The following is a 20,148-nucleotide window of genomic DNA, read 5'->3' on the forward strand; positions in this document are numbered from 1 at the left end:
GGATAAAGAGAGACTTCTCTTTAATAAATTATGCAATACTCAGAAATTATGGTTCGCTACGGCGAATTATCAACTAAAGGAAAGAACCGCATGCGTTTCATCAACAAATTGAAACGTAATATGAAACACGTTCTTTCTATTTATCCTGATGTGCGTGTTGTGGCTGATCGCGACCGTGCTCACATTTTCTTGAATGGAACAGATTATGTCCCAGTTGCTGAATCATTAAAACAAATCTTTGGTATTCAAGCATTCTCACCTTCTTACAAAGTTGAAAAGAATCTTGAAACTATCAAAAAAGCTGTTCAAGATGTCATGAAAGACGTTTATCATGAAGGATTAACTTTTAAAATCACAAGTAAACGTAGTGACCACAATTTTGAAATGGACAGTCGCGAATTGAACCAATTCCTTGGTTCAGCAGTATTTGAAGTTTTACCGGATATTCAAGCTCAAATGAAAGGTCCAGATGTCAACCTAAAAGTTGAGATTCGTGAAGAAGCAGCTTATCTTTCATATGAAAATATTAAAGGTGCTGGTGGTCTTCCTGTTGGAACAGCTGGCCGTGGAATGTTGATGCTGTCTGGTGGTATTGATTCACCAGTTGCTGGTTACCTTGCCCTTAAACGTGGGGTTGATATTGAAGCAGTTCACTTTGCCAGCCCTCCATACACAAGTCCAGGTGCTCTTAAAAAAGCGCAAGATTTGACACGCAAATTGACAAAATTTGGTGGTAACATTGATTTCATCGAAGTGCCATTTACTGAAATCCAAGAAGAAATCAAAGAAAAAGCTCCTGAAGCTTACTTGATGACTTTGACTCGTCGTTTTATGATGCGTATTACTGACCGTATTCGTGAAGAACGTAATGGTTTGGTCATCATTAATGGTGAAAGCCTTGGGCAAGTTGCTAGTCAAACGCTTGAAAGCATGCGTGCTATCAATGCTGTAACAGCTACACCAATTATCCGTCCAGTTGTAACAATGGATAAATTAGAAATCATTGATATCGCACAAAAAATCGATACCTTTGATATTTCTATCCAACCATTTGAAGATTGCTGTACGATTTTTGCACCAGATCGTCCAAAAACAAATCCAAAAATCAAAAATGTTGAACAATATGAAAAACGTATGGATGTTGAAGGTCTTGTTGAACGTGCGGTTGCCGGAATTAAAGTGACAACCATTACACCACAAGCAGAACATGATGAAGTCGACGATTTGATTGAAGATTTATTATAATTACATAAATAATTACATAAATAAAAGAGGTTGAGGATTTTTGTCCTAGCCTTTTTTACTACCAGTGAAATCCTGAAAGCCTAATCATAAAATGGTATAATAACCACATGGAGGTGTGATTAAGGATGTTAGATAGGATAATTTATAAAAAGACAACTTTTGCTTGCTTGGCATTTATTTTGCTTAGCTTATTGGGAGCAGCTTTTTATGGTTTAGCTTTTGAAAAGCATTCCCCAAGTGATAAGACTCACCAGTCAAAAGCTCATCCAAGTAGGGTGAAAACGGCGCGTGTCATGGCTAATGGCGATATTCTTATTCATAATGGCCTTTACGGTAGTGCTGAACAGGCTGATGGGACTTATGATTTCAAACCTTTCTTTGAATATGCCAAAGACTGGATTTCAAGTGCTGATTTAGCTATTGGCGATTATGAGGGAACAATCAGCCCAGATTATCCTTTAGCTGGCTATCCGTTGTTTAATGCACCCAGTGAAATTGCGGACGCTATGAAAGATACAGGATATGATGTGGTTGATTTGGCTCACAATCATATCCTAGATTCAGGTCTTTCTGGTGCCATTAATACGGTAAAAACATTTGATAAGTTGGGCATGCCAAGTATCGGTGTTTATAAGAAAGACCGTGATAAAGAAGATATTTTAATTAAAAATGTTAATGGTATCAAAATCGCTATTTTAGGTTATTCTTATGCTTATAATGGTTTAGAAGCAAATCTGTCATCTGAAGATTATGAAAAACATATGTCTGATTTGGATGAAGATAAGATGAAAGCAGAAATTCAGGAAGCTGAAAAGAAAGCAGATGTAACGATTGTCATGCCACAAATGGGTGTGGAGTATCAACGTGAACCCACTCAAGAACAAGTTACGCTTTACCATAAGATGATCGATTGGGGAGCAGATGTTATTTTTGGTGGACACCCACATGTTGTTGAGCCTTCTGAGACTATTGAAAAAGGCGGTGAAAAGAAATTCATTATCTACTCAATGGGGAACTTTATTTCGAATCAACGGTTAGAAACAGTAGATGACATTTGGACAGAACGTGGTCTGTTGATGGATGTGACATTTGAAAAGAAAAATCAAAAAACCAAAATCAAAACTGTCAAAGCTCACCCAACAATGGTTTGGGTTTGGAGCAAGGGCGTGACAGGATCAGAAGGCTTTGTGCTTTCAGATTATCGCACGCTTATTTTAGAAGATTTTATCAAGGGTGGTAAGTATCGTGACAAACTTGATGCTAATATGCAAGAAAAAGTTGATACTGCCTACCAAGAAATGAACGAACTAGTAAATTTAAAATGGAATTGAGAAAACAAAAAGTAACATTATTTTCAAAAAGTTATCGTGATGTTAAGCAATTATACATAGCTGCCTTTCCGGCTGTGGAACGAGCACCTTATTTTCCTTTAGTTTTAAATAGCTATCGAGGATTAGCTGATTTCTATGCTTATTACGATGGTGATACATTTGTGGGGTTGGCTTATATTTTACAAAATGAAGAGGTTGTTTACCTCTTCTTTCTAGCTGTTAACACGCAAATCCGTTCTCGCGGTTATGGCTCTGCTATTTTACAAGATATCAAGCATCTAGCCAATAAAAGACCAATAATTCTAGCTATGGAACCTTTAGATGAGAAAGCTGAGAATTATGAGCAACGTCTTAAACGTGTCAAATTTTACGAAAGAAATGGCTTTTCAATCACTGATTATTATTATCATGAAGGAAAAGAAGTCTATCAAATGATGGCAACTGATGCTAATATTGATATTCAGTCGGTTGAAACCTTAACTAAAAAGGCTGTTCTTGGCCTAGTTCCAGTTTCTTTTCATCAAAAAGGTCAATGAAAACGCAATATAAGTAAAAAAAGCCAGCATATTTCTTGCTTTAATCATCTTAACATGTTAAAATATGAACGTTGACTAAATGCACATCCTGTGCAACCGCACGAAAATCGTTATTAAGCAACTCTAGAGGTTCACGATTTAGGCGAGTCTTCACAAGCGGAAAAATCCGCAACAAAATTTTATAGGAGGTGCACGATGAGCACATATGCAATCATCAAAACTGGTGGAAAACAAGTTAAAGTTGAAGTAGGTCAAGCTATCTATGTTGAAAAACTTGATGTTGAAGCTGGTTCAGAAGTAACATTTAACGAAGTTGTTCTTGTTGGTGGTGAAAAAACTGTTGTTGGTACACCAGTTGTTGAAGGAGCTTCTGTTGTTGGTACTGTTGAAAAACAAGGAAAACAAAAGAAAGTTGTTACTTTCAAATACAAACCTAAAAAAGGTTCACACCGTAAACAAGGTCACCGTCAACCTTACACTAAAGTTGTTATCAACGCTATCAACGCTTAATTTAGCATTCTCATGATTCAAGCAACTTTTATTCGTCATCAAGGCAACTTAGAAAGTGTTGAACTGACTGGTCATGCCGGCAGTGGTGAATATGGCTTTGATATCGTATGTGCAGCTGTTTCAACTCTTTCGATTAACCTAGTTAATTCGTTAGAAGTTTTGACAGATTGTGACGTTGATTTAGCTATCAATGAGATTGATGGTGGTTATATGAAGATTGATATCTCTCATATGACTAAAAAGACAGATGAGAAAGTTCAACTTTTATTTGAAAGCTTTCTTTTAGGAATGACAAACTTGGCTGAAAATTCGAAAGAGTTTGTGTCAGTTAAGGTCATTGCAAACTAATTTGAAAAGAGGACACTACATATGTTAAAAATGAATCTTGCTAACTTGCAACTTTTCGCCCACAAAAAAGGTGGAGGTTCTACATCAAATGGTCGTGATTCTGAAGCAAAACGTCTTGGTGCTAAAGCAGCTGACGGTCAAACTGTTTCAGGTGGATCAATCCTTTACCGTCAACGCGGTACTCACATCTACCCAGGTGTGAACGTAGGTCGCGGTGGTGACGATACACTTTTCGCTAAAGTTGAAGGTGTTGTTCGTTTCGAACGTAAAGGTCGCGATAAACGTCAAGTATCAGTTTATCCAATCGCAAAATAATTTAACAGAAAGTCTGCTTTTGCAGGCTTTTTTTGATTTGTCGCAAAAGTGAGATTTATGGTAATTGTCTTGCTTTACTTGATATAGCGCCATTAGTTATAATTTGCTATAATAAAGGTGATTGATTTTTTAGAAAGAATGATTGACAATGAATATACAACAACTACGATATGTTGTAGCTATTGCAAACAGTGGGACCTTTCGTGAAGCAGCTTCAAAGCTTTTTGTCAGTCAACCAAGTTTGTCAGTAGCTATTAAAGACCTTGAAGGTGAATTAGGTTTTCAAATTTTCACACGTACAACAACAGGTGCTGTTTTAACTAGTCATGGGATGACATTTTATGAAAAAGCTTTGGAAGTTGTTAAGAGCTTTGATTCGTTTGAGAAGCAATTTTCTCAATCAGCTTCAGATTCTGATGAGTTTTCAATTGCTAGTCAACACTATGATTTTTTGCCACCGTTGATAACTGCTTTTTCAAAAGCACATCCAGAACATAAAGATTTTCGTATTTTTGAATCAACAACGATTCAAATTTTTGATGAGGTTGCTCAGGGTGATAGCGAAATTGGAATTATTTATTTAAATAATCAAAATCGTAAGGGACTTTTACAGCGTATGGAAAAACTTGGCTTGGAATTTGTCGAGTTGATTCCTTTTAAAACTCATATTTATCTGGCTAAAACTCATCCTTTGGCACAAAAAGAAAGTCTTGTAATGGAGGATTTGAAGGAGCTACCAACGGTACGTTTCACCCAAGAAAAAGACGAGTACCTTTATTATTCTGAGAATTTTGTTGATACCAGTGATAGTCCGCATGTTTTCAATGTGACTGACCGTGCAACCTTAAATGGTATTTTAGAGCGGACAGATGCTTACGCAACTGGTTCTGGTTTCTTAGATAGCCGTAGTTTCAATGGTATTACCGTTATTCCGCTTGAAGATAAGCTAGATAATAAAATGGTTTATATCAAACGTCGTGATAAAAATTTATCAGCCTGTGCTTTGAAATTCATCGCTGTCATGAAAGATTATTTTGAAAAATTCAGTCCAAAGGTGACCAAATGAAAAACTATAGAAAACTTTATTTCCCATTAGCTGCAGTGGTGTTGATTTTGTTGGATCAATTAAGCAAGCAATGGATTGTCAATCATATTCCTTTAAATACCATTCGCAAATGTGTGCCAGGTATTTTTAGCTTAACTTATTTACGTAATTATGGTGCAGCTTTCTCTATTTTGCAGAATCAGCAGTGGTTTTTTACGGTGATTACACTTGCTGTTGTCGGAGCCGCTTGCTATTATTTTATTAAAAATATCAATGGCAATTTTTGGTTCTTATTTGGACTTTTGCTGATTATTTCAGGTGGAATCGGTAATTTTATTGACCGTTTGCGACTTGGTTACGTTGTTGATATGGTTCATTTGGATTTTATGAATTTTGCTATTTTTAATGTGGCGGATTCGTATTTAACAGTTGGGGTCGTGATTTTATTTATCGCCCTATGGAAAGAGGAGGAAAATGGAATTAATCATTAAAGAAGCTGGCGCTCGTTTGGATAAGGCGTTAGCAGATTTAACAGACTTGTCACGTAGCCAAGCTAATGATGAAATTAAAAAAGGAACGGTTTTGGTAAATGGCAAAGCTGTTAAAGCAAAATATGCTGTCAAAGTTGGCGATGTTGTGACTTATGAAGTACCAGAAGAAGAGGTACTTGAATATAAAGCAGAAAATATTCCACTTGATATTGTTTATGAAGATGAAGATGTCGCAGTGGTTTACAAACCTCAAGGCATGGTTGTTCATCCATCTGTCGGTCACACGTCAGGTACTTTGGTCAATGCTTTGATGTATCATATCAAAGATTTGTCATCTATCAATGGTGTGATTCGACCAGGAATTGTTCACCGAATCGATAAAGATACATCAGGGCTTTTGATGATTGCTAAAAATGATACTGCTCACAATGCACTTGCTGCTGAATTGAAGGATAAAAAATCACTTCGTAAATATGTAGCAATTGTTCATGGTAACATCCCGAATGATCGTGGTGTCATTGAAGCGCCGATTGGACGTTCTGAGAAAGATCGTAAAAAACAAGCTGTTACGGCTAAAGGAAAACCTGCAGTAACTCATTTCAAAGTATTAGAACGTTTTGGAAGTTATACTTTGGTTGAATTGACTTTGGAAACAGGACGTACTCACCAAATCCGTGTACACATGGCTTACATTGGCCATCCTGTCGCTGGGGATCCTTTATATGGGCCACGTAAAACGTTGAAAGGTAATGGCCAATTCTTGCATGCTCAAACCCTTGGCTTTACACACCCTAAAACTGGTGAAACAATGACCTTTACAGCTGAAGTTCCAGAAATTTTTAAAGAAACGCTTGAAAAATTGAGAAGCGGAAGAGTTTAAAAGAGAAGATGAAAGAAGCAGTAACAAACCTTTTGGGGAGTTCTGCTTTTTTAATTTGTTTTTACAAAAAATGTGTCAGATATTTTTTGATGAAAATCATAATTTCCTTGTCAAATGATGAACGATTTGGTATTATATAAGAGTAAATATTATCCTTTAATACTGTCCCGTGAGGCAGGCAAGGAGAGAACGGTAAAAGAAGCGTGCAACTGGTATAGTTGTACCTATATTTTGTGGAATCTCCTTGGTAACGAGGAGATTTTTTGTATATTAAGAGAGGTTTGTTTATGAAAACAAAAGAAATTGTTGATGACGTAACAATGAAACGTGCGATTACACGTATCACTTATGAGATTATTGAACGAAATAAAAATCTTGACAATATTGTCCTAGCAGGAATTAAGACACGTGGTGTCTTCATTGCTCGCCGTATTCAAGATCGCTTGAAACAATTGGAAGGCATTGATATTCCTCTTGGGGAACTTGATACAAAACCTTTCCGTGATGATATGAAAGTTGAAGAAGATACAACAGATATGCCTGTAGATATTACTGGCAAAGATGTCATTTTGGTTGATGACGTTCTTTATACAGGACGTACAATTCGTGCAGCTATCGATAATTTGGTTAGCCTTGGACGACCAGCGCGTGTAAGTCTTGCTGTATTAGTTGACCGTGGACATCGTGAACTCCCAATTCGTGCTGATTATGTTGGTAAAAACATCCCAACAAGTGCTATCGAGGAAATCATTGTTGAAGTGATCGAAGTAGATGGTAAAGATCGCGTTAGCATTGTTGATCCAAGCTAAGCAGTATTAGAATTGAGGAGGATGATAAAAAGTGGAAAACGTAAGATACGATGTGCATGATATGCCAAAACCAGGGATGCTGTTTGGACTATCATTCCAACATTTGTTTGCAATGTTCGGTTCAACAGTTTTGGTTCCAATCTTAGTTGGAATTGATCCTGCAATTGCCTTATTTTCAAGTGGTTTAGGTACTCTAGCACATTTGACAGTAACCAAATATAAAATTCCAGCTTACATGGGTTCAAGTTTTGCTTACATTGCGACAATGCAAATGTTAATGAAAACAGATGGAATTGCAGCGGTAGCACAGGGGGCTATCGCAGGTGGTTTGGTTTACTTAATCGTTGCCTTGATTGTAAAATTTGCCGGAAATGCATGGATTGACAAAGTTCTTCCACCTATTGTGGTTGGACCAATCATCATCGTTATTGGTCTTAGTCTTGCGACAACAGCTGTTAACGATGTTATGCTAAAAGATGGTGCTTACAATTTTACTTACCTATTAGTTGGGATGGTAACTCTTCTTGCGGTTATTCTCTTTAACATGTACGGTAAAAAAATCATCGGTGTTATTCCAATTTTACTTGGTTTAATTGTTGGTTACATTTTTGCCTTGGTAGTTGGTGCTGTGACAGGTCAAAGCATTGTTGATTTGTCAGGTGTTGCAAAATCAGCTTGGTTCCAAGTTCCAAGTTTTGATATTCTTTTTGTGGATTATCACTTCAAACTTTATCCAAGTGCTATTTTGACAATGGCTCCAATCGCTTTTGTAACAATGACTGAACACTTTGGTCACGTAATGGTTCTTAACAGTTTGACAGGACGTGATTTCTTTAAAGATCCAGGTCTTGACCGTACGCTTACAGGTGATGGTTTGGCACAAATTATCGCTGGTTTCTTCGGTGCTCCACCGGTAACATCATATGGTGAAAATATTGGTGTGATGGCCCTTAACAAAATCTACTCAGTATATGTTATTGCTGGAGCAGCTGTGATTGCTGTAGTGATGAGCTTTATCGGAAAAATCTCAGCTCTTCTTTCATCAATTCCAACACCAGTAATTGGTGGTATTTCAATTGCACTCTTTGGTGTTATCGCATCAAGTGGTCTTAAAATTTTAGTTGAAAATAAAATTGATTTTGATAATAAGAAAAATCTTTTGATTGCAAGTGTTATCTTAGTGTCTGGTATCGGTGGTTTGACATTGCAAGTTGCTGGTTTACAAATCACAGGTGTTGCTTTCTCAACACTTCTAGGTATTATCTTGTATCAAATTCTTCCAGAAAAGGACTAAAAAAATGGCAATTACAGATGGCGTTGTTTCACTAAAGCATTTGGTAACAATGGAAACTTTATCAAATGAAGAAGTGCTAGGCTTGATTAAACGCGGAATCGCGTTTAAGAACAATGAAGCCGACTTTAGTTTGGACAGACAGTATTTTGCAGCTAATCTTTTCTTTGAACCATCAACGCGTACACACAAATCATTTGAAGTTGCAGAAAGAAAACTTGGTTTAGATGTTATCGAATTTGATGCTAAAACAAGTTCAGTCAACAAAGGGGAAACTTTGTATGACACGATTTTGACAATGAGTTCTCTTGGAATTGATATTTGTGTGATTCGCCACTCAATGGAAGATTACTACAAAGAATTAATTGATAGCCGAACAATTCAGACGGCAATCGTTAACGGTGGAGACGGTTCAGGTCAACACCCAAGTCAATGTTTGTTAGACTTGATGACGATTTATGAAGAGTTTGGTAGTTTTGAAAATCTAAAAGTAGCTATTGTTGGTGACATTACGCATTCACGTGTTGCAAAATCTAACATGCAAATCCTAAAACGTTTAGGAGCAGAGTTGTATTTTGCAGGTCCAGAACAATGGTATTCAAGTGAATTTGATGTGTATGGAAAATACGTGGCTATCGATGAGATTGTTGATCAAGTTGATGTCATGATGATGTTACGAGTCCAACACGAACGTCATGATAGTGAACGTGGTTTTTCAAAAGAAACTTATCACAAAACATTCGGCCTAACATATGACCGATATGATAAATTGAAACCTTCTGCCATCATCATGCACCCGGCACCAGTTAATCGTGATGTTGAGATAGCTGATCGCTTGGTAGAAGCACCAAAATCAAGAATTGCTACACAAATGCAAAACGGTGTTTTTGTACGAATGGCAATTCTAGAAGCCGTACTTAATGGTAAGGCTTGATAACTTATTATTTTGAAGTGTCTGCTAATAAACGTTAAAGTGCTCCCGTGAGAGCAAACGAGAGGAATAAAAATGGCAAAAAGACTTTTAATTTTAGAAGATGGAACAATTTTTGAAGGGAAGGCATTTGGAGCTGACCTCGATGTGACTGGTGAGATTGTGTTTAACACAGGTATGACTGGTTACCAAGAATCAATCACTGACCAATCTTACAATGGTCAAATCTTGACGTTTACTTACCCACTAGTTGGTAATTATGGTATTAATCGAGATGACTACGAATCAATTACACCAACTTGTAAAGGTGTCGTAGTTTCTGAAAATGCTCGTCGAGCAAATAACTGGCGTAATCAAATGACTTTGGATGAGTTCTTGAAGGCTAAAAATATTCCAGGAATATCAGGAATTGATACTCGTGCCCTTACAAAAATCATTCGTAAGCATGGTACTATGAAAGCGACTCTTGCAAATGCTGGTGATACGATTGAGCATTTACAAGATCAATTGCGAGCTACAGTGTTGCCAACCAATAACATCGAACAAGTATCAACTAAAACTGCTTACCCAGCACCAGGTGTTGGTAAAAATATTGTTTTGGTGGACTTTGGACTTAAACATTCCATTCTACGTGAATTTTCAAAACGTAAATGTAATGTAACAGTCGTTCCATACAATATTTCAGCTGAAGAAATTCTTCATCTTAACCCAGATGGTGTAATGTTATCAAATGGTCCTGGTAACCCAGAAGATGTTCCTGGTGCGCTTGACATGATTCGTGGTGTTCAAGGCAAAATTCCAATCTTTGGTATTTGTATGGGACACCAATTGTTCAGTTTAGCTAATGGAGCTAAGACATATAAGATGAAATTTGGTCACCGTGGATTTAACCATGCTGTTCGAGAAATTGCAACTGGACGTATTGATTTTACAAGTCAAAACCATGGTTATGCAGTTGATCGCGACACACTTCCTGATTGCCTTATGGTAACTCATGAAGAAATTAATGATAAATCTGTTGAAGGTGTTCGTCACCGTGATTTCCCAGCTTTCTCAGTTCAATTCCACCCAGACGCTGCGCCTGGACCACATGATGCAAGCTATCTTTTCGATGACTTCATCGAATTGATTGATGCTTTCCAAGCTGAAAAAGCTAATCGTTAAAAAGTCATTCGACATCAAAATCTTGTCGGTAAATTGCAAAATGACTGACAGCAAGGTCATTAACATATTTAAAGTCAATCAGAGAGTTGACAAATAGGAGAAAATAATGCCAAAACGTACAGATATTAAAAAAATTATGGTGATTGGTTCTGGTCCGATTATTATCGGTCAGGCAGCAGAATTTGACTATGCCGGAACACAGGCTTGTTTAGCCCTCAAAGAAGAAGGGTATAGCGTTGTTCTTGTTAACTCAAACCCTGCAACAATCATGACTGATAAAGAGATTGCAGATAAGGTTTACATTGAACCTTTGACAACTGAGTTTGTTACTCGTATTCTTCGCAAAGAACGTCCAGATGCCCTTCTTCCAACATTGGGAGGACAAACTGGTCTTAACATGGCAATGGAATTGTCAAAAGCTGGTATCCTAGATGAACTCGGTGTTGAGTTGTTAGGAACAAAATTATCAGCTATTGACCGCGCAGAAGATCGTGATCTCTTCAAACAGTTGATGGAAGAACTCAATCAACCAATTCCAGAATCTGAAATTGTCAATACTGTTGATGAAGCTGTTGCATTTGCAGAATCAATTGGTTATCCAGTTATCGTTCGTCCTGCCTTCACTCTTGGAGGTACAGGTGGTGGTATGTGTGATAATGAAGAAGAACTTCGCGAAATCGCTGAAAATGGTTTGAAATTATCACCCGTAACACAATGTTTGATTGAACGTTCAATTGCTGGTTTTAAAGAAATTGAATATGAAGTGATGCGTGATGCTGCAGATAACGCACTTGTTGTTTGTAACATGGAAAACTTTGACCCAGTTGGTATTCACACTGGTGACTCAATCGTTTTTGCGCCAACACAAACTCTTTCAGATATTGAAAACCAAATGTTGCGTGATGCTAGTCTAAGTATCATTCGTGCTCTTAAAATTGAAGGTGGTTGTAACGTTCAGCTAGCACTTGATCCAAATAGTTTCAAATACTACGTTATCGAAGTTAACCCACGTGTATCACGTTCATCAGCTCTTGCCTCAAAAGCAACAGGTTATCCAATCGCTAAATTGGCAGCTAAAATTGCTGTTGGTTTGACACTTGATGAAATGGTGAACCCAGTAACTGGAACAACATATGCTATGTTTGAACCAGCTCTCGACTATGTGGTTGCTAAAATTCCACGTTTTCCATTTGATAAATTTGAAAATGGTGAACGTCGTTTAGGAACACAAATGAAAGCGACAGGTGAAGTTATGGCAATTGGTCGTAACATTGAAGAATCACTCTTAAAAGCATGTCGCTCGCTTGAAATCGGTGTTCATCACAATGAAATGCCAGATTTGGCCAAAGTTTCAGATGATGAATTGGTAAGCAAGATTGTTCGTGCTCAAGATGATCGTCTTTTCTACCTGTCTGAAGCTATCCGTCGCGGTTATACAATTGAAGAGTTGTCTAAATTGACAAAAATTGATCTCTTCTTCCTTGATAAATTACTTCACATTTTTGAACTTGAGCAAGAGTTGGCAAGTCATATTGGAGATGTTGAAGTTCTTAAAGAAGCTAAACGTAATGGTTTTGCTGACCTTAAGATTGCTGAACTATGGAACATGACTGCTGCTGAAGTGCGAGCTATTCGTACAGAAAACAAAATTATTCCAGTTTATAAAATGGTTGATACTTGTGCGGCTGAATTTGAATCAGCTACACCATATTTCTATTCAACATATGAATGGGAAAATGAATCAATCAAGTCAGATAAAGAATCAATTATTGTACTTGGTTCAGGCCCAATTCGTATCGGTCAAGGGGTTGAATTTGACTATGCAACTGTTCACTCAGTTAAAGCTATCCAAGCAGCAGGATATGAAGCTATTATCATGAACTCAAATCCTGAAACAGTTTCAACTGACTTTTCAATTTCAGATAAACTTTACTTCGAACCACTTACATTTGAAGATGTAATGAATGTTATTGAACTTGAACAACCAAAAGGTGTTATCGTTCAATTTGGTGGTCAAACTGCTATTAACTTGGCTGAGCCACTTTCTAAAGCTGGTGTCAAAATTCTTGGTACACAGGTTGCTGATCTTGATCGCGCCGAAGACCGTGACCTCTTTGAACAAGCTTTGAAAGAATTGGATATTCCTCAACCACCAGGACAAACTGCAACAAATGAAGAAGAAGCGGTTGAAGCAGCTCGTAAAATCGGTTTTCCAGTACTTGTTCGTCCTTCATACGTACTCGGTGGACGTGCGATGGAAATCGTTGAAAATGAAGAAGATCTTCGTTCTTACATGCGAACAGCCGTTAAAGCTAGTCCTGATCACCCTGTTCTTGTTGACTCATATATTGTAGGTCGTGAATGTGAAGTTGATGCCATTTCTGATGGTAAGGATGTGCTTATCCCAGGTATCATGGAACATATTGAACGAGCTGGTGTTCACTCAGGTGACTCAATGGCGGTTTACCCACCACAAACACTTTCTAAGAAAGTTCAAGAAACCATTGCGGATTACACAAAACGTTTGGCAATTGGTTTGAACTGCTACGGTATGATGAACATTCAATTTGTCATCAAAGATGAAACAGTTTATGTTATCGAAGTTAACCCTCGTGCTAGTCGTACAGTTCCATTCTTATCAAAAGTAACTAACATTCCAATGGCACAAGTTGCAACTAAATTGATTCTTGGACAAAGTCTTGCTGATCTTGGTTATCAAGATGGTCTATATCCAGAAACTGAATCTGTTCATGTGAAAGCACCAGTCTTCTCATTCACAAAACTCGCTAAAGTTGATAGCCTACTTGGGCCTGAAATGAAATCAACCGGTGAAGTTATGGGATCTGATTTGACGCTAGAAAAGGCTCTTTACAAAGCATTCGAAGCTTCATACTTCCACTTGCCTTCATTTGGTAATGTTGTCTTTACGGTTTCTGATGATACTAAAGAAGAAGCACTTGGTTTAGCCAAACGTTTTGCAAATATTGGCTACAGCATTTTTGCGACACATGGTACAGCAGCGTACTTTGCAAAACACGGTTTGGATTCAACTATTGTTGACAAACTTGGAGATGACGACGATAATGATATCCCAGCACTTGTTCGTACAGGTAAAGTCCAAGCTATTGTCAATACTGTCGGTACAAAACGTACACTTGATGAAGATGGAGCGATTATTCGTAGCTCAGCTATTGAACATGGAGTTCCACTCTTTACGGCGCTTGATACTGTTGATGCGATGATTCGTGTACTTGAAAGTCGAGGCTTTACAACACAAGCCATTTAAGTTTAAGTCTTAATATACAACAAAAGTTCTGAGGCATTTCTGTCTCAGGATTTTTTTGCTTACAAACTTGTAAGGTTAAAACCTGAAAAAACTTCTATAATGGGTGATAAAGATAAACTTAGGTTTGTTCTTGACAGTAAAAAATCAAAAATGTATAATTGTTCTATCTGAGTGATACAACTATACAAAAAGAAAATGAGGATAATTATGTCTAGAAGAAGTAAATCAAGCATGTCAAAAAAGACTAAGATTATGATTGGCGCTGCTGCTGCGTTTTTTGTTATTGCTGGTGGTGGATTAATGCTATTACAAAATTCAAAATCATCTGCTTCAAAAGCTGATGTATCTTATGATGCGGTTAATGTAACAGAAGGTACTATTTCATCATCTACTTTGTTGACAGGAAAAGTAACAGCACTTCAAGAACAGTATGTATACTTTGATAGCAGTAAGGGGAGTTCAGCAAAACCAACAGTTGCTGTAGGTGATCAAATTACAGCTGGTCAGCAGTTAGTACAATACGATACAACAACTGCTCAAACAGCATATGACTCAGCTGTTCGTAATCTTAATAAGGTTGGCCGTCAAATTGATTATCTGAAGAAATATGGTAATTTGCCAGCTACCTCAACAACTACTGATGAAGAAACTGGGGAAGAAAAAACTGTTACGACGCAACCAAGTCCAGAGCAAAATGCTAGTTATAACCAACAGCTACAAGATTTGAATGATTCTTACGCTGATGCTCAAGGGGAAGTTAATAAGGCACAACAAGCATTAAATGAAACGATTATTACAAGTGATGTTTCTGGTACTGTTGTTGAAGTTAACAACGATATTGATCCATCATCTAAAAATAGTCAAACACTTGTTCACGTTGCTACAGAAGGTCAACTTCAAATCAAAGGAACTTTGACAGAATATGACTTGGCAAATATTAAAACTGGTCAAAACGTCAAAATTAAATCAAAAGTTTATCCTGATAAAGAATGGACTGGTACGATTTCATACATTTCAAACTATCCAAATCAAACAGCTGATGCCGCTGCATCTGATTCAAGTAGCTCATCAAATAACGCCGCTTCTTATGATTACAAGATTGATTTGACAGGGGACACTTCAAATCTACAGCAAGGATTTACGGTTTCTGTGGAAGTTGTTAATGAAAATAAAAATAAATTAGTTCCAGTCAACGCAGTTGTTTCGGAAGGTGATAAGAAATTTGTCTGGACTTTCGACAAGAAATCTAAGAAAGTTAGCAAAGTTGAAGTAGCTGTTGGTAATGCTGATGCTTCGCAACAAGAAATTTTGAGTGGGTTGGAAGTCGGACAAACTGTTATTTCAAATCCTGCCAAAACATTGAAGGATGGTGAAAAGTTAGATAACGTAACTACTGATGATGCCGCTGCAAAAAAAGATTAAGAGGTGAGTGAGTAGTGAGAGATGAAAAAAGACCATTAATCCAATTAAATAATATTATAAAATCCTACCGTAATGGTGATCAGGAATTGAACATTTTAAAGGGAATTGATTTAACTGTTTATGAGGGAGAATTCGTAGCAATTATGGGACCTTCTGGTTCAGGTAAATCAACTCTTATGAATATCATTGGCCTGCTTGATAGACCAACTTCGGGCGATTATAGTTTAAATGGAACACAAGTCGAAGACTTAAAAGAAAAAGAATTAGCTAAAGTCAGAAATGAAGAAATCGGCTTTGTTTTCCAACAATTTTTCCTCCTTTCAAAAATGACAGCTTTGCAAAATGTTGAACTTCCTCTAGTTTATGCCGGAGTAAGCTCCTCAAAACGTCGTCAATTAGCAAAGCAATTCTTAGAAAAAGTTGAGTTAAGTGAACGAATGAAGCACTTGCCATCAGAGCTATCAGGTGGACAAAAACAGCGTGTTGCAATAGCGCGTGCTTTGGTGAATGATCCGTCTATTATTCTTGCGGATGAACCAACCGGTGCCCTTGACACAAAAACAAGTGTTCAAATCATGCAGTTATTGACTGAACTTAATCGTGAAGGAAAGACAATCGTTATGGTTACTCACGAACCAGAAATTGCTGATTTTGCGACACGAAAAATTGTCATTCGTGATGGTGAAATTACACGTGATACAACAGAAAGTGTCAGAATTGACTAAGGGAGGAATATGATGGAAAACTGGAAATTCGCCCTTGGATCAATCATGGGGCACAAAATGCGTTCTTTCTTGACGACATTAGGAATTATTATTGGTGTGGCGTCAGTTGTCGTTATTATGGCTTTAGGTCAAGGAATGACAAATCAAATCACTAATATGTTTGCATCAGATAGTAAAGATGTTCAAATTTACTATACAACTAAGAAATCTGATGATGTTGATATTTTTGATGATGAAGACCCAACAACGGCTGATAAAGGCCCTGCAATTAAGGAAGAATGGCTTCAAAAAATCAAAAGTGAACTTCCTGGGGTCAATAATTACTATTTAACAAATTCAACCACTTCAACAGTTGAAGGAAATCAGAAAAAGTCAAAAAATGTTAATATAACAGGGGTTAATAGAACTTACTTCAGTGTTAAAAAATACAAAGTTCTTGCTGGACGAAGTTTTGAAACCAATGACTATTCAAGTTTTTCACGAATTGTCATGCTAGATACAAAACTTGCTGTTAAATTATTTGGTAGCAATGAAAATGCTCTAAATCAACATGTTTCCATTGGTTCAAAAACGTATTTAGTAGTTGGAGTTTATAAAGATCCAAATTCTGGTTCTGAACAGTATGGCATGCAATCTGGTGGTAATGCTGTCATGACTAATACTCAATTGGCTGCTGAATTCAATGTAGATGAAGTACAGTCTGCGTTTGTTCACGTTAACGATGTAAAAACATCAACAAAAGTTGGGAAAGAGGCTGCTCGCATGATGACGCGTTTATCAGCTGTGAGAACTGGCCGCTTTACAATCTATGACATGTCAAAAATTGTTTCTCAAATCAAATCTGCCTATAGCATGATGACAACAGTTATTGGAGCCATTGCTGGTATTTCACTTCTAGTTGGTGGTATTGGTGTGATGAATATTATGTTGGTATCTGTTACAGAGCGCACACGGGAAATTGGTTTACGAAAAGCTCTAGGTGCAACACGTCAAAAGATTTTGACACAATTCTTGATTGAATCAATGGTTCTAACGATTTTGGGTGGTTTGATTGGGCTTGCTCTGGCAGTAGGTTTAACAGGATTATTGGGTAGCAGCATTCCAAACATGAAACCATCAATTTCATTAAATATCGCTTTAGGAAGTTTGATTTTCTCAGCCTTGATTGGTATTGCCTTTGGTCTTTTACCAGCTAATAAAGCAAGTAAATTGGATCCAATTGAAGCGCTTCGTTATGAGTAGTGAGAAAGTTATAAGAATTCTTGTTTAATGGGAGTGACACTTGTATAATGGACTTAAAGTGACAAATAACAATAAAGGGTGATACGATGTATGGTACTTTAAAAAAACTGATTAAATTTTTAGGAATTTTTTCAATTGTTTTAACGGTTCTATTTCTAGTCTATCTGTTTAAAAATTTGGATATTTTAAATGATCCGGACGCTCTGACAAGAGCTCTAAAAGGTCATTTAATTATTGGAAGTTTCGCTTTTCTTCTTCTACAAATTATTCAAGTTGTTATTCCGATTATTCCTGGGGGAGTGACCACTGTTGTAGGGTTCATGGCATTTGGTCCCATTTTAGGATTCATTTTAAATTATGTTGGAATAGTCATTGGGAGTATTATTCTATTCTTATTAACACGTCGCTACGGAAAACCATTCATCATGCTCTTTATTGATGAAGATACTTATTCAAAATATGAACAGAGATTGGCGTCGTCAACGTATGAAACAATTTTTGCACTAAATATGGCCTCACCAATCTCGCCAGCTGATATTCTGGTTATGATTACTGGTTTATCGAAAATGTCTTTTAAACGATTTCTTTATATTATTTTGATTTGTAAACCGATTTCGATTGTTGCTTTTAGCTACTTCTGGATATATGGTGGTCGTTTTATCCGAAGTTTCTTGTGATTTTGCTATAATATAAGTATGACAATTGCAATTACAACGAGTTTAAGAGAAAATGATGACTTGTTAAAAAAAGCCCAAGCTATTGGTGAAAAGCTTTCTTTACCTGTCATTAAGCGACAAAAACAATCTGTAACAAAACTTTTAAAGGGAAGAGAAGGAGTGCTTCTGGTTTATGAAACAAAGCTTTGCTTGGTTAACCAAGATGGCAGTGAGCTTGTATTTCATCCAGATACAGCAATGTTACGTATCAAGAGTTCACATGATGCTTTAAGTGATTTGTTGGGAAAAGAGCCTTTGCGAATTCTTGATACTACAATGGGCTTAGCTAGTGATAGTATTGTTATGGCATACGCTGGTCACGATGTAACAGCAGTTGAGAGTAATCTAATGATTCATTTTATTGTTTCAGAAGGCTTAAAAAGTTATCAATCTGGCTCTGATACTTTGAATAAAGTTATGCGCTCTATCAAAACTGTTTGCGCTGAGAATCTGGCATACTTAAAGGAACTACCGAATGATTCTTTTGATGTGGTTTATTGTGACCCGATGTTTTCGGAAAGAATCACAGAATCAAAAAATTTAGACGGCTTACGTCAGTATGCTAATAACAAGGCTTTTTCAGAAGAATTTTTGAAAGAAGCTAAGCGTGTGGCTAGAAAGAAGATTATCATTAAAGCACACTTTAGAGATGATGTCTTTGAAAAATATGGCTTTAAGCAATTTGTACGACCGAATCAGAAGTTCCATTATGGTGTAATTGAGATTTAAATAGCATTTGAAAAAATTTTAAAAGGTGTCAAGTTTTTTTCTTGACACCTTATCTTTTTATGATATAATAAATTAAGTGAGTTAGTAGCAGAGCTATTAACCTAAACAAAAAATATAGAAAAGAGACTTTATACTAATGGCAGTAAAAATCCGTTTAACTCGTATGGGTTCTAAGAAAAAACCTTTCTACCGTATCAACGTAGCTGATTCACGTGCTCCACGTGATGGTCGTTTCATCGAAACAGTTGGTACTTACAACCCACTTATCGAAGAAAACCAAGTAACATTGAAAGAAGATCGTGTTCTTGACTGGTTGTCAAAAGGTGCACAACCTTCAGATACAGTTCGTAACATCCTTTCACGTGAAGGCGTTATGAAAAAATTCCACGATTCAAAATTCTCAAAATAATAGAGTAGACTAAGCCTATGGATACCATTGAAAATCTTATTATCGCTATTGTGAAACCTTTGATTTCACAACCAGATAATCTTACCATTAAAATTGAAGATACACCTGAGTTTTTAGAATATCATCTTGATTTGGATGCACAGGACATCGGTCGTGTTATCGGTAAAAAAGGTCGTACCATTACAGCGATAAGATCGATTGTCTATTCGGTACCAACGCAAGGTAAAAAAGTAAGACTCGTTATTGACGAAAAAGGAGAGGAGTAGCAACTAGCTGCTCTTTTTTCTTATTTTCAATAAAAAAATTTAGTTTTTGCCAAATTGAAAATTTTTTTGAAAAAAATCGGAAAAGGGGTTTTCAAACCATGGTGTTTATGATAGAATATTTCTTGTGCTGATTTAGGAGATGTTTAAAAGATCTTTGACTTCAGCAAATGACTATTAGAGCTTCAAAAAGATTAAAAAAAAGTTTTAAAAAGTTCTTGACAAGCAGTTGAAATTGCGATAGAATAGTCTATGTTGTTTATGGGGTATAGCCAAGCGGTAAGGCAAGGGACTTTGACTCCCTCATGCGTTGGTTCGAATCCAGCTACCCCAGTAAACCTCAAAGGTTTTGTTAATATGGTCCGTTGGTCAAGGGGTTAAGACACCGCCTTTTCACGGCGGTAACACGGGTTCGAATCCCGTACGGACTATCTTGACCAGTTGCAGAGTGGCAGCTGGT

At 36.9% G+C, this 20,148-nt stretch carries 20 protein-coding genes, 2 tRNA genes, 2 pseudogenes and 1 other annotated feature; of the genes and pseudogenes, 23 read left to right on the plus strand and 1 reads right to left on the minus strand.

Translation table 11 applies throughout. The annotated features are described in order from the left end of the window. Positions 1–30 precede the first annotated feature (30 nt). The 18 genes and pseudogenes from thiI to BLP98_RS01775 form a co-directional block, all read left to right on the plus strand. Positions 31–1,245, plus strand: a complete 1,215-nt coding sequence (gene thiI / locus BLP98_RS01690) for a tRNA uracil 4-sulfurtransferase ThiI (RefSeq protein WP_074481609.1) — start codon at positions 31–33, stop codon at positions 1,243–1,245. Between the two features lie 125 nt (positions 1,246–1,370). Next, positions 1,371–2,576, plus strand: coding sequence for a CapA family protein (locus BLP98_RS01695; protein WP_074481610.1), 1,206 nt, complete (start codon positions 1,371–1,373; stop codon positions 2,574–2,576). Further along, the gene (locus tag BLP98_RS01700) at positions 2,567–3,112 is read left to right on the plus strand and encodes a GNAT family N-acetyltransferase (protein WP_074481611.1); all 546 of its coding nucleotides are present in this window, start codon (positions 2,567–2,569) and stop codon (positions 3,110–3,112) included. Before BLP98_RS01695 ends, BLP98_RS01700 begins: the two co-directional genes overlap by 10 nt. Before the next feature lie 84 nt (positions 3,113–3,196). Continuing rightward, positions 3,197–3,272: a sequence feature (ribosomal protein L21 leader region), on the plus strand. A 35-nt stretch (positions 3,273–3,307) separates the two neighbouring features. Beyond that, the gene (rplU, locus tag BLP98_RS01705) at positions 3,308–3,622 is read left to right on the plus strand and encodes a 50S ribosomal protein L21 (protein WP_004232223.1); all 315 of its coding nucleotides are present in this window, start codon (positions 3,308–3,310) and stop codon (positions 3,620–3,622) included. 12 nt (positions 3,623–3,634) lie between these two features. Next, positions 3,635–3,970 carry a ribosomal-processing cysteine protease Prp gene (locus BLP98_RS01710; protein WP_074481612.1) on the plus strand — a complete coding sequence of 112 codons (336 nt, stop codon included), beginning with the start codon at positions 3,635–3,637 and terminating at the stop codon, positions 3,968–3,970. A gap of 21 nt (positions 3,971–3,991) precedes the next feature. Further along, positions 3,992–4,285 (plus strand): 50S ribosomal protein L27, encoded by a 294-nt coding sequence (rpmA, locus tag BLP98_RS01715; RefSeq protein WP_004232221.1) that lies wholly within the window; start codon positions 3,992–3,994, stop codon positions 4,283–4,285. 148 nt (positions 4,286–4,433) lie between these two features. Beyond that, complete coding sequence (locus BLP98_RS01720) at positions 4,434–5,351, plus strand: LysR family transcriptional regulator (RefSeq protein WP_074481613.1); 918 nt, start codon at positions 4,434–4,436, stop codon at positions 5,349–5,351. Continuing rightward, positions 5,348–5,821, plus strand: coding sequence for a signal peptidase II (lspA, locus tag BLP98_RS01725; RefSeq protein ID WP_074481614.1), 474 nt, complete (start codon positions 5,348–5,350; stop codon positions 5,819–5,821). The genes BLP98_RS01720 and lspA overlap by 4 nt, the downstream gene beginning before the upstream one ends. Beyond that, positions 5,805–6,701, plus strand: coding sequence for an RluA family pseudouridine synthase (locus BLP98_RS01730; RefSeq protein ID WP_074481615.1), 897 nt, complete (start codon positions 5,805–5,807; stop codon positions 6,699–6,701). Before lspA ends, BLP98_RS01730 begins: the two co-directional genes overlap by 17 nt. Positions 6,702–6,988: 287 nt before the next feature. Continuing rightward, positions 6,989–7,510: a bifunctional pyr operon transcriptional regulator/uracil phosphoribosyltransferase PyrR gene (pyrR, locus tag BLP98_RS01735; RefSeq protein ID WP_039696718.1), complete on the plus strand. Its 522-nt coding sequence runs from the start codon at positions 6,989–6,991 to the stop codon at positions 7,508–7,510. A 61-nt stretch (positions 7,511–7,571) separates the two neighbouring features. Next, complete coding sequence (locus BLP98_RS01740; RefSeq protein ID WP_074481801.1) at positions 7,572–8,804, plus strand: solute carrier family 23 protein; 1,233 nt, start codon at positions 7,572–7,574, stop codon at positions 8,802–8,804. Between the two features lie 4 nt (positions 8,805–8,808). Next, a complete protein-coding gene (locus tag BLP98_RS01745; protein ID WP_074481616.1) occupies positions 8,809–9,735 on the plus strand; it encodes an aspartate carbamoyltransferase catalytic subunit in 927 nt (308 codons plus the stop codon). Between the two features lie 72 nt (positions 9,736–9,807). Then, positions 9,808–10,896 (plus strand): carbamoyl phosphate synthase small subunit, encoded by a 1,089-nt coding sequence (locus tag BLP98_RS01750; RefSeq protein ID WP_074481617.1) that lies wholly within the window; start codon positions 9,808–9,810, stop codon positions 10,894–10,896. A gap of 106 nt (positions 10,897–11,002) precedes the next feature. After that, positions 11,003–14,182 carry a carbamoyl-phosphate synthase large subunit gene (gene carB / locus BLP98_RS01755; RefSeq protein ID WP_074481618.1) on the plus strand — a complete coding sequence of 1,060 codons (3,180 nt, stop codon included), beginning with the start codon at positions 11,003–11,005 and terminating at the stop codon, positions 14,180–14,182. 207 nt (positions 14,183–14,389) lie between these two features. Continuing rightward, positions 14,390–15,604 carry an efflux RND transporter periplasmic adaptor subunit gene (locus BLP98_RS01760; protein WP_074481619.1) on the plus strand — a complete coding sequence of 405 codons (1,215 nt, stop codon included), beginning with the start codon at positions 14,390–14,392 and terminating at the stop codon, positions 15,602–15,604. 14 nt (positions 15,605–15,618) lie between these two features. Beyond that, the gene (locus BLP98_RS01765) at positions 15,619–16,329 is read left to right on the plus strand and encodes an ABC transporter ATP-binding protein (RefSeq protein ID WP_074481620.1); all 711 of its coding nucleotides are present in this window, start codon (positions 15,619–15,621) and stop codon (positions 16,327–16,329) included. A gap of 12 nt (positions 16,330–16,341) precedes the next feature. Beyond that, entirely contained in the window at positions 16,342–17,571 is a 1,230-nt protein-coding gene (locus BLP98_RS01770; protein ID WP_074481621.1) for an ABC transporter permease, read from the plus strand. A gap of 86 nt (positions 17,572–17,657) precedes the next feature. Beyond that, positions 17,658–18,197 (plus strand): annotated as a pseudogene (locus tag BLP98_RS01775) (VTT domain-containing protein); the annotation flags it as partial. Here BLP98_RS01775 and BLP98_RS09640 read toward each other — a convergent pair. Continuing rightward, positions 18,195–18,260 (minus strand): annotated as a pseudogene (locus BLP98_RS09640) (hypothetical protein); the annotation flags it as partial. The pseudogenes BLP98_RS01775 and BLP98_RS09640 sit on opposite strands and share 3 nt — an antisense overlap. A 6-nt stretch (positions 18,261–18,266) precedes the next feature. On the opposite strand from BLP98_RS09640, the gene BLP98_RS01780 reads away from it, so the two are divergent. The 5 genes from BLP98_RS01780 (at position 18,267) to BLP98_RS01800 (ending at position 20,119) form a co-directional block, all read left to right on the plus strand. Further along, positions 18,267–19,016, plus strand: coding sequence for a class I SAM-dependent methyltransferase (locus tag BLP98_RS01780; protein WP_074481623.1), 750 nt, complete (start codon positions 18,267–18,269; stop codon positions 19,014–19,016). Positions 19,017–19,152: 136 nt separating this feature from the next. After that, positions 19,153–19,425 (plus strand): 30S ribosomal protein S16, encoded by a 273-nt coding sequence (gene rpsP / locus BLP98_RS01785; protein ID WP_074481624.1) that lies wholly within the window; start codon positions 19,153–19,155, stop codon positions 19,423–19,425. Between the two features lie 17 nt (positions 19,426–19,442). Continuing rightward, positions 19,443–19,691, plus strand: a complete 249-nt coding sequence (locus BLP98_RS01790) for a KH domain-containing protein (RefSeq protein ID WP_003065320.1) — start codon at positions 19,443–19,445, stop codon at positions 19,689–19,691. Between the two features lie 259 nt (positions 19,692–19,950). Then, a tRNA-Gln gene (locus BLP98_RS01795) sits at positions 19,951–20,022 on the plus strand. Between the two features lie 25 nt (positions 20,023–20,047). Then, positions 20,048–20,119: transfer RNA gene (locus BLP98_RS01800), tRNA-Glu, on the plus strand. Positions 20,120–20,148: the final 29 nt, after the last annotated feature.

The organism is Streptococcus equinus (genome assembly GCF_900104225.1).
Taxonomy (GTDB): Bacteria; Bacillota; Bacilli; order Lactobacillales; family Streptococcaceae; genus Streptococcus; species Streptococcus equinus_D.

Bases quoted from the DNA above. Each gene is read 5' to 3' on its own strand.
- BLP98_RS01710 (WP_074481612.1), top strand. From the start codon at position 3,635: ATGATTCAAGCAACTTTTATTCGTCATCAAGGCAACTTAGAAAGTGTT.
- BLP98_RS01780 (WP_074481623.1), top strand. From the start codon at position 18,267: ATGACAATTGCAATTACAACGAGTTTAAGAGAAAATGATGACTTGTTA.
- BLP98_RS01790 (WP_003065320.1), top strand. From the start codon at position 19,443: ATGGATACCATTGAAAATCTTATTATCGCTATTGTGAAACCTTTGATT.
- BLP98_RS01695 (WP_074481610.1), top strand. From the start codon at position 1,371: ATGTTAGATAGGATAATTTATAAAAAGACAACTTTTGCTTGCTTGGCA.
- BLP98_RS01700 (WP_074481611.1), top strand. From the start codon at position 2,567: ATGGAATTGAGAAAACAAAAAGTAACATTATTTTCAAAAAGTTATCGT.
- thiI (WP_074481609.1), top strand. From the start codon at position 31: ATGCAATACTCAGAAATTATGGTTCGCTACGGCGAATTATCAACTAAA.
- carB (WP_074481618.1), top strand. From the start codon at position 11,003: ATGCCAAAACGTACAGATATTAAAAAAATTATGGTGATTGGTTCTGGT.
- BLP98_RS01745 (WP_074481616.1), top strand. From the start codon at position 8,809: ATGGCAATTACAGATGGCGTTGTTTCACTAAAGCATTTGGTAACAATG.
- lspA (WP_074481614.1), top strand. From the start codon at position 5,348: ATGAAAAACTATAGAAAACTTTATTTCCCATTAGCTGCAGTGGTGTTG.
- rpsP (WP_074481624.1), top strand. From the start codon at position 19,153: ATGGCAGTAAAAATCCGTTTAACTCGTATGGGTTCTAAGAAAAAACCT.
- BLP98_RS01760 (WP_074481619.1), top strand. From the start codon at position 14,390: ATGTCTAGAAGAAGTAAATCAAGCATGTCAAAAAAGACTAAGATTATG.
- BLP98_RS01750 (WP_074481617.1), top strand. From the start codon at position 9,808: ATGGCAAAAAGACTTTTAATTTTAGAAGATGGAACAATTTTTGAAGGG.
- BLP98_RS01770 (WP_074481621.1), top strand. From the start codon at position 16,342: ATGGAAAACTGGAAATTCGCCCTTGGATCAATCATGGGGCACAAAATG.
- rpmA (WP_004232221.1), top strand. From the start codon at position 3,992: ATGTTAAAAATGAATCTTGCTAACTTGCAACTTTTCGCCCACAAAAAA.
- pyrR (WP_039696718.1), top strand. From the start codon at position 6,989: ATGAAAACAAAAGAAATTGTTGATGACGTAACAATGAAACGTGCGATT.
- rplU (WP_004232223.1), top strand. From the start codon at position 3,308: ATGAGCACATATGCAATCATCAAAACTGGTGGAAAACAAGTTAAAGTT.
- BLP98_RS01740 (WP_074481801.1), top strand. From the start codon at position 7,572: ATGCCAAAACCAGGGATGCTGTTTGGACTATCATTCCAACATTTGTTT.
- BLP98_RS01730 (WP_074481615.1), top strand. From the start codon at position 5,805: ATGGAATTAATCATTAAAGAAGCTGGCGCTCGTTTGGATAAGGCGTTA.
- BLP98_RS01720 (WP_074481613.1), top strand. From the start codon at position 4,434: ATGAATATACAACAACTACGATATGTTGTAGCTATTGCAAACAGTGGG.